The following is a 12456-nucleotide window of genomic DNA, read 5'->3' as shown; positions in this document are numbered from 1 at the left end:
GATATGCAGTAGTGCGACTGGTCTGTATCCTGTGTGCATGACCGTTAACCACGCCCAAAACATACCTTTGGTCGGGTATCAACAGTCGGGGATCCGTTCACACGCCGCGCACACGGGAGAGATCGATCGAAAAGCACTGACTCGCAGGTTCGGTACCAGCACTTTCAGCCTTCGCGTCCCTCGGTTCGGAGACTTCGAACGGTGGCGCGCGACGCGCATCGACCACTCCCGTTTCCTGGCCCCGGCTTTCGGTGAGGCCGGTCGCACCTGGGCCGAGTTGAACACACCGGCCGCCTGGATCGAGAAGTACGTGACCGACCGTCGGTTGTCACGACGAGGACTTTCTTTTCCCCACCTCTTGTTCGAATCGTCACACACCGACGCCGCCGGTCCGCGGGTTGCCGGTGAGGTGAACATCTCCCGCGTCGACGGCCTGTCGCAGGCCGGAGAACTGAGTGTGTGGTGCACGCCCAGTGTCCATCAGTCCGAAGTCACGGGCTGGGCAGGACACGTCGTCGTACTGGAGGCCTTCACTCGCGCGAATCCGTTGCGCTGGGTCATTGCCCCCGTCGCTGTCGACAACCCCCGTCCGGCAAAGGGTTTGGGCCTGGCCGGATTCGAGAAGACCGCCAGGCTGCGACGGCAACGGAACTACGACGGCAGCCCCACCGACCACAACCTGTGGGTGTGCGAGAACACCTCGCGTAACCGGATCCGCCTCCAAGAACTGATGGAGAACGCATGAGCATCGACAGATACGACGACGACCGCAACGGATCCACGGTCCGCCTGGTGGCGGGCGGCACCCCGGTGGAGTTGTGCACGTTCGACGAGGTCGTCGAGGCGGTGACCCGTCGTTTGGCGGACCCCGGCCACATCCCACTCGCCCTGGGGTCGGTCAACCTCGATCACATTCACCACTTTCGCCCGATGCCCCACTCGGTCGACCACATCGACACCGAGCGCGACGACCTGGCATGGGCGTTCCTCGCCGACGGCGCGCCGATCGTCAATCAAGCGGAGAAGTTGACCGGACGCTCGTGGTCGCGGGTGACCGGATCCGACCTGCTGCCCGCCATCGTCGACATGGCGTCGGCCGAGGGTCGTACCGTCGGCATCCTGGGCGGTACCTCCCGCATGCACGAGCGTCTGCGGTTCGTGTTGCGCCGCAGCCACCCCGATCTGAACGTCGCCGGCTTCTGGTCGCCGTCGGCGGGAGAACTCGCCGATCCGGCACAGTCGTCGCGTATCGCCGCGCAGATCTCGGCTGCCGGCGTCGACATTCTGGTCGTCGGGCTCGGCAAGCCACGCCAGGAGCAGTGGATCGACACGTACGGTCTCGCAACGGGAGCCCGGCTGCTTCTCGCGTTCGGAGCTGCAGCCGACTTCCTCGCCGGCGAGTCACAGCGCGCACCTCGGTTCTTCCAGGAGAACGGTCTCGAATGGTTCTACCGGCTGGTCACCGAGCCGAGACGTCTGTCACGTCGCTATCTTCTCGAGGGCCCGCGTGCTTTGATGCAGCTTCGACACGCACACATCGAGGTAGTCGACGACTCGCCCCTCTTCCGCCGGGCCGACGTCGCTACACCGACCGAACGATCTGCGCTAGGTGGTATGCCATGACGCTCGACGTGAACTGCGAACGCACCCGGGCCGCCGCGGCATGACCCATCGCCGCGGCCCGATCCGGGTCGGCGAGCAGTCGAGCGATGGCATCGGCCAGAGCATCGACGTCGCCACCCGGGACGAGCACGCCGGTCACGCCGTCCTCGACGTAATCGCTCATCCCGGGATTGTCGGTGACGACGACCGGCCGTCCACTCGCCATCGCTTCGAGCACCACCGTCAGCCCCGACCCGGAGATGGTCGGTCGGAGCGCGAGCGCGACGACGCTCGCGCGCTGGTACAGATTTCGCATCCGGCCGTCGAGGCGTTCGGTGTGCACGGTGCCGAGGTGCTCCGGCACGTCGACGGGCAGCCCGGTGGCCAGTTCGAGGAACGCCTCGGGCACCGAACGCCGGACGGTGGCTACCGCGTCGACGAGCAGGGCGTGATCACGGAAACGGTCCTCGCCTGCACTCATGATGCGTCCGGGCACAGGTGGTTCGGTCTGGACACCGTAGAAATCGGCATCGATTCCGAGAGGCACGAAGTGAAGTCTTTCTTTCTCGACGCCCCATTCGTGGTGCAGCGTGTCGAGAACGGGACGGCTCTGCGACCACAACGCCGGAGTCTTCGCGAGGGCGTGCGCGAACAGTCCGTTCCACTTCGGGTACGGCGCGGATCTGTGTGTGATCCAACCGATGCCGGACACGACGGGCGCGTATCTGCGCGACGTCTCGGCGAGCAGCGCCGCCGGAATGCCGGTGCGCTCGTCGTAACACAGCACGGCGTCGGTCTTGTTTCTCGTGTAGTTCTTGCGCTCCCCCAGTGCTTCGACGAGCTCGAGCCCGTCCACTCGATATCTCACGGACGCACCGACTCTGGATCGCGCGCGTCCGAGTTCCGCAGTGCCGAACGTGGTCTCGATACCGTTCTCGGCCAGTTTGTGCAGACCGTACGGGGTTGCGTCCGGAACTTCCCCCGCGTCGTAACGACGACGCCATTGCGTAGCCGACAGCATCCCCGCCAGCGGAACATGAGCCCGCATGCTCGAAACGTCCTCTCCCCGAAAGTGGACTCGATCGACCATCCCGCCACAGTAGTCTCTGCGTTCGATTGCGGTGCGGCGCGATCGGTTCTGAAACGGGTGACGGCATGAAACTCGCCTATCACCTTCCGGAGGCCACGGCGCACCGTGACCCGTCGAAGCGTGCGCAGGAAATGGCCGCACGAGAGGCATTCTGGCAGTTTCCGGAGCAATCCACCATACGATTCGACCGAATAGTCGACACTGCTCCCGCTCCGCAGCCGAGTCCGCCCGAGAGCAGCGACGACGAGGTGTCGACCGGAAAGATCGCGCAGGCCTTCGGAACACAGCTGATCTTCCGTGTCGTCGGAATGATCGCTTCGGTCTTCACCGTCGCCATCACGACCCGCCATCTCGGCCCGACGTCGTACGGCCACTTGACGACGGCCATCGTGTTCGTCGGTCTGTGGACGAGTTTCACCGAACTCGGAATCGGCTCGGTGATCGTGCGACGCGTGACGTCCGGCAAAGGTGACCTGCAACGACTGATACGCATCAACACCGGTCTGTCGTTGGTGTACTGCGTCCCACTGTCATTGATCACCATGGCGTCGGGTCTGTTGATCTACCAGGGCGACGCCGAAGTACGCGCGATGCTGATCATCATGTCGACGACGCTGACGGTGTCGACCGTATTGACCTGCGTCCAACCGATTTTCGTCACGAAGGTGAACTTCACCGCGGTGGCGGTGTCGGACCTCGTGGGACGTATCGCATCGCTGGCCGCGACGCTCGTGATGATCCAGATCGATGCTCCCCTGGTGTGGTTCGCGTCCGCGCAGGTGGTTCCTCTCGTCGTGCAACTCGTCGTCCAGTTCTGGGCCGCGGGCAAGATGATTCCGTTCTGGCCGATCTTCTCGTGGCGGGAGAGTCTCGGTCTCGTCGTCGAAAGCCTCCCGCAGACGGGTGTCCTGATCATCGGCGTGCTGTACTGGCGCACCGACGCGGTCCTGCTCAGTCTGTTGAGCACCCCTGCCCAGGTCGGTGTCTACGGCCTCGCGTACACGGTCGCCTTCACGACGTCGGTCATCTCGCAATTCTTCCTGTCGTCGACGCTGTCGTCGATGACACGAAAGTTCGCCGTCGACAAGAAGGGCTTCGCCGATTTCGTCGAGCGCAGCGTCGAAACCCTGTCGCTCGTGGCACTTCCGATCGGTCTGGTCGGAATCATGCTGGCGGGCCCGATCGTCGCGACCATGGGGTCGGACGAATTCGTGTCCGACGGACGGCCGACCCTGGCTCTGCTCTTCTGCGCGGTAGCGGTCACCTTCATGAACGGCGTCCTCAGTCAGGCGTTGTTCGCGGCGCACGATCAGGTGTTCCTGTTGCGGCTCAACGTCGTCAACCTGGTCGTCAACATCGGTCTGAACATCGCGCTCATTCCGACGTTCGGTGCCATCGGCGCCAGCGCCGCGCTGTTGTTCGCCGAACTCAGCGGCCTCGTCGTCGTGACCTGGCGACTGCATCGCAAGAGCCCGTACCGGACGCCGGTCAAGTACATGGCCAAGGTGCTTCTACCCCTGACCGTCACGGGCGTCGCCGTCTACTTCGTGCAGGACCTTCCGCTCGTGATCTCCGGAGTCGTGGCCGTGGTCGTCTACGCGGCGGCGAACTTGATCTTCGGGCCTGCCAAGATCGGGAATCTGAAGACCCTGCTGGACACCGAAGGTGATCCGGAGGACGAACCCATCGACGTTCCCACAGCGACCGACCGAGGAAGGACCACGCCGTGACCCGGCCCAGCAACGACGAGCGCTCGGTGAGCGTCCTGATCGTCGCCTACCGTAGCCCCGAGCAACTCCGGACGTGCCTCGACTCTCTCGACAAGCACATGCCGTCCGATTCCGTTCTGGTGTGGGACAACTCCGGCCCGGACTACCCGGGCATGGACGACGTCCGACGCAGCCACCCGACGTCGCGTTGGTTCGGCGACGGCACCAACAAGGGCTTCGCGGCAGCGGTCAACGCACTCGCCGCAGAAGCTCCGAACGACCATCTGCTGCTGCTGAATCCGGACGCCGAGGTTCTCGCACCGCTCGACCGCACCCTGGCCGCACTGCACCGCGACGGAGTGGCCGCGGCCGCGCCCATGGTCGTCCCCAACGGGGAGAGGTTCCACTCCGAACGCACCGGCCGTCATCGTAGTTGGGATGTCGCGCACCGCGATTCCGGTGTCGTACGGTCTCTCGTGTCCAAGGCCGGCTACGCCGAAAGGCTCCGGGGCACACCGCTGTCGGACCTGTACGCGTCGGCACCGGGCGACGTGGACGGCTACCTGACGGGTGCGTGCCTCGCCATCGATCGCGACGCGTGGGACTCCGTCGGCGGTTTCGACGAGGAATTCTTCCTGTACGGCGAGGAGTTCGACTGGCAGCAACGCGCTCGGGCCGCGGGGTGGACGATTCGGCTCGTCGACGAGACCGCGATCGCGCACTCGGGCGCAGGCACGGTCGCCGGCGACGAGCAGGGCACGTCACGATCGGCTGAGCTGTTGCGCGCCAACGTCGCTCTCGGCCTCGAGCACCGACGCGGGGTTCACAGCGCGGACATCTATCTCGCCGGCACCTCCCTGCTCGACCGCGTGCAGCGTTCGCGTCGAGCAGCCAGGAAACGTACCCGTGCGCTCACTCGGCCCTCCATCGTGTTCACGATCAATCGGCTCGTCTACGGCGGCGCCGAACGCCATCACGTACTGCTGGCGACCGAGCTGCACCGACGGGGATACGACGTCACGATCGCCGCGATGCAGCGGTTCGGACCCCTCGTGGCCGAGATTCCGCACACGGTGCGGGTGGTGCGCCAACCCTGGTGGGCACCGATGATCGACACGGCGAGCAGGGATGCGATCGTCGTCAGTGGTGACACCAACACCGAGGTCGGGTTCGCGAGCCTGTGGCGCGCGGCGGGCAGACATCGAAAGTGGTTGGCGGCGGCACACATTCCGCCGGAACTGGGTGGCCCCACGTACTCGACTCCGCTGGCACGTGCGATGACGCGCGCCGACGGCTTCGTCGCATTGTCGAGAGGGCACTGGGATCAGGCCACCGCACACCAGGATCTCGGCGACCGCGTGTTCGTCGCACCCAACGGCGTGGTCTCCGATCGGTCTCTTCCCGCCGAGGAACCGCGACGCCCGATCGCCGACGTCCCGCACCTCGTCTTGCTCTCGCGCATTCTCGAACACAAGAATCCTCACCTGCTCGTCGAGGCGCTCGACGGGTTGCGTCATCTGCCGTGGGAACTGTCGATCTACGGCGACGGACCGGATCGCGAGCGGCTCGAAGCACTCACCCCGGCGGATCTGGGCGATCGAATTCGGTGGCGCGGTTGGTCTCCCGGGCCACAGCATGCGCTCGCCGACGCCGATCTTCTGTGTGTCCCCAGTCGGTCGGAGGCGTTTCCGATGGTGATCCTGGAGGCGATGGCGCGTCGCATCCCGGTCGTCGCGTCGTCGGTGTGCGCGGTTCCCGACATGCTCGATCACGGCAAGGCAGGCCGCCTCGTCGAACCGATCACCGTCGACGCGTGGCGTCGGACTCTGGCGGACCTACTCGGCGACACGTCGACGTGGCCTGCACTCGGTCTCGCCGGGTACGACCGTATGAGATCGGAGTACACGATCGAATCGATGGCCGACGCCTACGAGGAAGCGTTCGACGCCGTGCTGTCGGAGGGTTCTCGATGAAGGTACTGTGGCTGTCCCCGTGGATGCGGCCGCTGGCCCGTATACACGTGGAAGCGTTGCGCGCCCAGGGCGACGACGTCATGCTGGTCACCACCGACCAACACCCGGAGTCCGACGCGGCCCGCCCGTACGAGATCGTGCTCGACGCGCGTGTCAAACAGCCGTCGAGTTGGGCGCCGTTCCTGCGTGCCCTGCAGGCCGCGCGCGCATTCGCACCCGACGTCGTCGTCACCGAGCTCGTGCGTGATCCGCGCTGGACGGCGTTCGGCGCTCTCGCCCCTCGCGTGCAGTTGATCCACGACGACCGACCGCACGATGCGTCCGAGAATCGACCGGCCTGGGAGCGTGCGATCTTCGACCGGTGGGGCGGACGCTCCGCTGCGACGATAGCGTTCAGCGACTACGTTGCCGACGCGGTACGCCACGGGCGGGTTCCGGGCGCAGGCACACCGGTCCATGTCATCCCGTTGACGAGCGACGTCGAAGACACACGCGTCTCGACGGTCGTTCCCGCGGATGCGCGTCGGGACGTCGTTCTGCTGGGACGCATCAACTCGTACAAGAACATCGAGGTCGTGCTCGAGGCGTGGCGACGCCATGTCGGTGGACCGGGCTGGCGTGGAGACGATCTCGTCGTCATCGGCAAAGGCGAGACCGGGGTCCCGCTGCCCCCGCACACGATTCACCGCAACGAACCGTTCCGGTACGACGACGAACTCGGCGCGATCTCGCGCGCGAAAGCATCTCTCGTGCACTACCGTCGGGCGTCGCAGAGCGGTGTTCAGGTGTTGTGCATGCAGCTCGGTGTCGCGACGATCGTCAGCGACCAGGGCGCGCTACCCGAGTTCCAGACTCCGGGCGAACCGGTGATAGGAATCGACGACGTGGACGCGCTCGTCGACGAACTCGATCGAGTTGCAGACTCCGACACTGCCTTTCGATCCGGATCCGCTGCGCGGAAGCACTACGACACGCAGTTCTCCTCCGCCGTCGCCGGTACGCGTCTACATGCGCTGCTCGCGGCGACGGCAGGTGTCGCGCCAGATCTCGTCCAGCCGCGCGTACCAGGCGTCGACGTCGAACTCTGACGCGGTGGCCCGCGCCCCGGCGGCGATGCGGCGTCGCGCATCACCGTCCTCGACGACGCGTCGGATCGACTTCGACAGTGCGGGAACGTCTCCTGGGGTCACGACGAGCGCGTCGACGTCGTCCGTGACCACTTCGCCGACGCTACCCGCCGGGGTGCACACCGGAGCCAGGCCGTGCGACATCGCCTCGAGCAGCGCCATCGGCAGGCCTTCGCTGTAGCTCGGCAACGCGAACACGTGCGATCGCGACAGGATGTCGGAGCACTGCTCGGGCGACATCCATCCCGCGACGGTCACCACGTCGCCGATTCCGTGACGACGCACGGCTTCTCGTACCTCGTCGACGTCACCGTCGCCGCACATCGTCACCGACGTGCGTCGTCGAACGTCCTCGGGTAGCGACGCCACCGCGTCGACCAGGTCGAACGATCCCTTGCGCTGCCCGAGCCTTCCCAGCGTCACGATGCGTACGGTGTCCGTATCGGTCTGCGAGGCAACCACTTCCGGTAGCCGAACCGGATTGTGCAGTACCGTCACCGCACGACGGTCCAGCTCGATGCGCTCCGCGTATTCGTCGGCGAGAGCGCTACCGAGTACCAGCCACCGGTCCGCGGTCAACGCGCGTCGAACGAAAGATCGCCCCGCCGAGGGCAATCCGTCGAACCACCCGGCGAAATCGTAGCTGTGTGCATGCACGACGACGGGAACGCCGACGCGTCGAGCCACCGCCATGGGCAAGCATTTACGAAGAACGCTGCCGCCGTGGGCGAGATGGACGTGCACCACGTCGGTACGACGACGCGCGATCGTCCACGACGCGCGCAGCATGCCGGTCACACCGACCCACAGTTTGCGAGCTCGGGTGGAATCGACGTAGGTGGCGATGCTGATCGTCCGGACGTCCGCGGACGGATTGGCCAGCATCAGCGACACGACGGTCGCCATCCCTCCACGGCTGGTCGGTGACGATGCAGCAGGCCCGATGACCAGCACACGAAGCGATTTCTGCACTGTTATAGTCTAACTGGTCTTTTCCTGTCCTCCAGCTCGAGAGTCGGTTCATGCCCCCATCCGCCAAGGGATCCCTCGAGCTCGGGTTCGGCTTGCTCCAGATCGGTGTTCGTCTCGCGAAAACCCGGATCAGGCAGGCCCGTCGCCCGTCCGTGCACTTCGGCGCCGTGGAGGCGGAAGCCGTCACGACGGCAGGCGTGCTCGAGCTGGTGCGGACACCGCCCGAGCGTCAGGCGGCCGGTCGTGGTCACATCGGCCCGCACTACCGATATTCCGTCGAGGTGGACACCGTTCCGGTCGGGTTCGTCATCGCTCTTCTCGATCACGGCACTGCGTCGGCCACCATCGTGTCGACCATCGACACAGACGATTACGACGTCGTGGCACCGGAAGCGGTTGGCTCGCTTGTCGACTCCATTCGGCACTCCGACCCATGGCTGCGACGGGCGTCGATCGCAGTCCACCCGGACGACATCGGCTTGTCGCGCGCACTTCGTCTACGGGGATTCGCCTGCGAGGGAAGCGTTCCCGGTTACGTGGACGACGCCATGGGCACTCGTCGACACCTGTGGACCGCGATGCTCGACTGAACACGCGGTCACGGAATTTCGAACGTCACCAGTCCGTAGCCTCCGTCCATTCCACGTCCGTTCTGGGCCAGGCTCATCGGTTCGTAGTTCACGGTCGACGTCGCACCTGCCTTGTGCTCGTTCCACACCACCGCTGCAGACACCGTGTAGAAACCCGACGACAGTCCCGAGACGTCGAATTCGACGTTCTCCTGCGCGGTGGTCGGAGCCGGAACACCACCGGTGTCGGACGACGATTGCGGTGAGGTCATGGTCCGCAGGTCGATCGCCGACGGAACGGTCTGCACCACAGCTCCGCTCGGGTCGAGCAGCCGGTACTCCACGGTCCAGTTCTCGTGGACTGCTGCGGTGCCCTTGTTGGTCCACCGGACCGTGCCCGACACCGTTCCGTCGCTGTCGGGAGCACCTGCGGTGGCGTCGGCGACGTAGCGGTACCCCGACACGACGTTCGCCCTCGACCACAGCGAATAGAGATCCCGGCTCATGGTGTCGCCGTTGAACTGGTCGGGGAATCCGCTGCTCGCCGTCATGGAGACGTGGTGGTCGATGACGTCGGAGAGCGCACGCTCGTAATACTCGGTCGACGTCATGTCGTCGGGCTTCTGACACCATTCCGTCAGCACGGGCGCCGTCGAATAGCGTTCGAGCAGAACGTCGACGATGGGATCCGAGCGTTCGACGTACTTCGAGTACTGGTTCCCGGCCCAGGTCGGTACCGGCGAGAAGACGCCGAGGCAGTCCGAGCGAAGGCCGACGGGTTTGACGGTGCCCGCGAGCTCCGCACTGTCCCTGAGCAACTGCTTGACGATCTCTGGATTGCCTGTGGCCGTGACCATCTGGGTATTCCTGAACGCGCGAAGATTGGCGTCGACCAACCGGACCACCGTGGCTTTGGTGATGTACTGATCTCGGTACTGACTGTAGTAACCGAGTTCCGCTTCGCTCGATTGCTCGTCGGGCGCGGGCATTCCGAGCTGATCACGCATGAACGCAACGTGATTCTCGCTGAAGTCGCCGTAGCCGGACATCTCGAAGATCGACAGGCGTTCGTCTCGGTCGTACTTACGCCCGAGGGCAGCCAGGAGCGCCTCGAAGTTCCCGACGTAGTTGTTGTCGTTCCAGTTCGGGATGACCTGCTGCACGCCGTCGTACTCGTAGGTGGCCGTCGCACCGGGCACGGTCGTGAGCCAGTCGGGTACGCCGATGTTGACGTTGCCCTCCGGGGACGTCTCGCAGCACGAGTCGTACGACGACACCCGCAGGCCGACGCGCATCCCCTGCGCCGCGTACGTCTCCAACGCCTCGTCTATCGCCGAGAAGTCGTACTTCGCCGATTCCGGCGCATCGGGGGGCAGCGTTCGAGGGTCGACGGGCTGGAGCGAACGCCAATCGACTCGGATGGCAGCATCTTTCGAACCCGGCCAGTCCGGATAGTGTTGCTGGCCGACGTTCGACTGCGGGAACAACCCGGTTCCGATGTTGTCGAATTGGCCGCGCAACGGATTGACGACGTCGGGGCCGTCCATCTCACGGAACACGGGATGGTCGGTCACGGGTTCGTGCGCGACCGTTCCGACCAGGGCAGTCGCCACCGCGAGTATCGGCGCGAGAATCAGCCATCGACCGCGCATTCTTCGGTCAGACAACGGCGGACGTCGCATTCTCGTACGCCCTCCGCAGGACAGCGGGGAGCCGTGCGTCGACGGTCATGAGGCCCTTCTACCGGTACAGAAACAGCGCACCTCGGGGGGAACGGCGCACTCTAAAAACCGATAGTACAAGAAATGCCGGTAAATTAGGGTGCGTGATCGAAACCGATGCTCCTCGGCCGCTGTGAAGGCCACGAGACGGGTCGTCGTCGTGTCCGCGGCCGTCGCCGTGGCCATCGCGTCGGCGGTCGGATATCCCGTCTACGTCGACCCGGTAGCCGATCGGCCTGCGCATGCCGACGCGATCGTCGTCCTCGGCGGATCGGAGGACAATCGCGACGAACTCGGCCTCGAGCTCGCGGAGGACGGGTACGCGCCCGAGCTCGTGTACTCGAATCCGTACGGTTCGGTGGACCGGCTGACCGAGATCTGTCGCGACGGTCGCAGCGATGTCACCGTCGAATGTTTCGTGCCCGAACCGGGGACGACGCGCGGCGAGGCTCGCGAGATCCGCGATCGCGCGGGGCGCGAGGGATGGAAGTCGGTCGTCGTCGTCACGTCGACCCCGCACCTCTCGCGGGCCAGGTACATCATCGGCAAGTGCTGGGACGGCGACGTCACCTACGTGCCCAGCACCACCGACCGTTACGTGTTCGAGTGGGCGTGGGAGTACGTCTATCAAACCGCGGGCTATGCGCGCGCCGTGCTCGAGGACTGCTGAGCGCTACGCGGGATCGAGCAGCTTGCCGATGTCGGCGAGATACATGCTGCGTGTGTTCGCGCTCGCGAGGTCCCGCACCCGGCTGCGCTCCCGCTCACGCGTCACCGGGTCGTTCGTCAAACGGTCGACGGCCGCGCGCAACGCCACGGCGTCGCCGGCAGGCACGACCGCAGCCGCGAGATGCTTGTAGCCCTCGAGTCCGCGAACATCGGTGACGACGACGGGCGTCTCCAGAGTCGCGGCGCTCATGATCCGAACGTGGCCCGCACTGACGGACCGGTCCTGTAGCGGAATGACGTAGACACTCGCCGCGGCGAGCAGGTCGGCGTGCTCCTCTTCCGACACTTCGCTGCGGACGACGATGTCGGTGCCTGCGGCGGACCGAACGACGTCGTCGTGATCGTCCGCCGAGCAGACGATGGTCAGATTCCACGGTCGGTCGCGGGCAGCATCGATCAGGAGATTCCAGTCGCACGAGCTGCGTCCGCTGGCGAAGACACCGACGCGGTCCGCGTCCGGCGTCGGGGTCCGCGACGTCGAATCGTCGTAGAAGTAGAAGGGAACCACCGTCACGGCCACCGGGTCGAGGTTGTACTCGTCGATGTACAGCGACCGTTCCCACTGCGTCATCACCTGAATGGATCGGGCGGCCCGATGGAGTAGTCGCCGGTACAGAAACCTGACGGTCCTACCCATGAGCCCCGACTTCAACCCGGGCAGAAATTCGACGATCACGAGAGAGCGGCGGCGGCGTAGCGCGCAGATCAGCGCGAGGACGACGATGCCTGCAGGCCGAGCCACGCCTTCGGACGTCACGACGATGCCGTTCCTGCCGGCCGCGGACAGCAGGGACAGCGCCGACACGACCGCGCTGACGTAGCCGCCCGACGGCTGGGCCAGGATGTCCGCACCCAACGATTCGCCGTACCAGACATTGCTCACCACACGTCGGTCCTGCCCGCTGCGCTGATCCACGTGAATCCTCCCGAATCGGAGTGCGCAGCACGTCGGACGCACGGCGCA

Annotated in this window: 11 protein-coding genes; 7 read left to right on the top strand and 4 right to left on the bottom strand. The window is 65.4% G+C overall.

Annotation, left to right across the window (positions count from 1 at the left end):
• The first annotated feature begins 37 nt into the window (after window positions 1–37).
• Together HQ354_RS12090 and HQ354_RS12085 are read left to right on the top strand one after the other, a co-directional pair.
• Window positions 38–745: a hypothetical protein gene (locus tag HQ354_RS12090; protein WP_157105287.1), complete on the top strand. Its 708-nt coding sequence runs from the start codon at window positions 38–40 to the stop codon at window positions 743–745.
• A complete protein-coding gene (locus tag HQ354_RS12085) occupies window positions 742–1623 on the top strand; it encodes a WecB/TagA/CpsF family glycosyltransferase (RefSeq protein ID WP_068425499.1) in 882 nt (293 codons plus the stop codon). Before HQ354_RS12090 ends, HQ354_RS12085 begins: the two co-directional genes overlap by 4 nt.
• Here the strand turns inward: HQ354_RS12085 and HQ354_RS12080 are convergent.
• Entirely contained in the window at window positions 1583–2650 is a 1068-nt protein-coding gene (locus HQ354_RS12080) for a glycosyltransferase family 4 protein (protein ID WP_068426205.1), read from the bottom strand. The two genes, HQ354_RS12085 and HQ354_RS12080, sit on opposite strands and share 41 nt — an antisense overlap.
• Window positions 2651–2757: 107 nt before the next feature.
• On the opposite strand from HQ354_RS12080, the gene HQ354_RS12075 reads away from it, so the two are divergent.
• From HQ354_RS12075 to HQ354_RS12065, 3 genes are all read left to right on the top strand, one after another.
• Window positions 2758–4422 carry a flippase gene (locus HQ354_RS12075; RefSeq protein ID WP_240930866.1) on the top strand — a complete coding sequence of 555 codons (1665 nt, stop codon included), beginning with the start codon at window positions 2758–2760 and terminating at the stop codon, window positions 4420–4422.
• 98 nt (window positions 4423–4520) lie between these two features.
• Entirely contained in the window at window positions 4521–6374 is a 1854-nt protein-coding gene (locus HQ354_RS12070; RefSeq protein WP_222634743.1) for a glycosyltransferase, read from the top strand.
• Window positions 6371–7462, top strand: a complete 1092-nt coding sequence (locus HQ354_RS12065; RefSeq protein WP_167675191.1) for a glycosyltransferase family 4 protein — start codon at window positions 6371–6373, stop codon at window positions 7460–7462. The genes HQ354_RS12070 and HQ354_RS12065 overlap by 4 nt, the downstream gene beginning before the upstream one ends.
• Here HQ354_RS12065 and HQ354_RS12060 read toward each other — a convergent pair.
• Window positions 7379–8473 carry a glycosyltransferase family 4 protein gene (locus HQ354_RS12060; protein WP_308115188.1) on the bottom strand — a complete coding sequence of 365 codons (1095 nt, stop codon included), beginning with the start codon at window positions 8471–8473 and terminating at the stop codon, window positions 7379–7381. The two genes, HQ354_RS12065 and HQ354_RS12060, sit on opposite strands and share 84 nt — an antisense overlap.
• Window positions 8474–8523: 50 nt before the next feature.
• Between HQ354_RS12060 and HQ354_RS12055 the strand changes: the two genes are divergently transcribed.
• Window positions 8524–9063: a hypothetical protein gene (locus HQ354_RS12055; protein ID WP_068425508.1), complete on the top strand. Its 540-nt coding sequence runs from the start codon at window positions 8524–8526 to the stop codon at window positions 9061–9063.
• Window positions 9064–9071: 8 nt separating this feature from the next.
• Here the strand turns inward: HQ354_RS12055 and HQ354_RS12050 are convergent, their stop codons facing one another.
• Window positions 9072–10709, bottom strand: coding sequence for a DUF4832 domain-containing protein (locus HQ354_RS12050; protein ID WP_254303496.1), 1638 nt, complete (start codon window positions 10707–10709; stop codon window positions 9072–9074).
• Window positions 10710–10896: 187 nt separating this feature from the next.
• Between HQ354_RS12050 and HQ354_RS12045 the strand changes: the two genes are divergently transcribed.
• Window positions 10897–11433, top strand: coding sequence for a YdcF family protein (locus HQ354_RS12045; RefSeq protein WP_068425516.1), 537 nt, complete (start codon window positions 10897–10899; stop codon window positions 11431–11433).
• Window positions 11434–11436: 3 nt separating this feature from the next.
• Here HQ354_RS12045 and HQ354_RS25900 read toward each other — a convergent pair whose 3' ends face one another.
• Window positions 11437–12408 carry a glycosyltransferase gene (locus tag HQ354_RS25900; protein ID WP_222634723.1) on the bottom strand — a complete coding sequence of 324 codons (972 nt, stop codon included), beginning with the start codon at window positions 12406–12408 and terminating at the stop codon, window positions 11437–11439.
• Between the last annotated feature and the right edge of the window lie 48 nt (window positions 12409–12456).

It is taken from the genome of Rhodococcus sp. BP-261, assembly GCF_019835205.1.
In the GTDB taxonomy this organism is placed as follows: Bacteria; Actinomycetota; Actinomycetes; order Mycobacteriales; family Mycobacteriaceae; genus Rhodococcoides; species Rhodococcoides kyotonensis_B.
This window is presented reverse-complemented; position numbering and strand designations above follow the sequence as displayed.

Bases quoted from the DNA above. Each gene is read 5' to 3' on its own strand.
- HQ354_RS12090 (WP_157105287.1), top strand. From the start codon at position 38: ATGACCGTTAACCACGCCCAAAACATACCTTTGGTCGGGTATCAACAG.
- HQ354_RS12085 (WP_068425499.1), top strand. From the start codon at position 742: ATGAGCATCGACAGATACGACGACGACCGCAACGGATCCACGGTCCGC.
- HQ354_RS12080 (WP_068426205.1), bottom strand. From the start codon at position 2,650: ATGCGGGCTCATGTTCCGCTGGCGGGGATGCTGTCGGCTACGCAATGG.
- HQ354_RS12075 (WP_240930866.1), top strand. From the start codon at position 2,758: ATGAAACTCGCCTATCACCTTCCGGAGGCCACGGCGCACCGTGACCCG.
- HQ354_RS12070 (WP_222634743.1), top strand. From the start codon at position 4,521: ATGCCGTCCGATTCCGTTCTGGTGTGGGACAACTCCGGCCCGGACTAC.
- HQ354_RS12065 (WP_167675191.1), top strand. From the start codon at position 6,371: ATGAAGGTACTGTGGCTGTCCCCGTGGATGCGGCCGCTGGCCCGTATA.
- HQ354_RS12055 (WP_068425508.1), top strand. From the start codon at position 8,524: ATGCCCCCATCCGCCAAGGGATCCCTCGAGCTCGGGTTCGGCTTGCTC.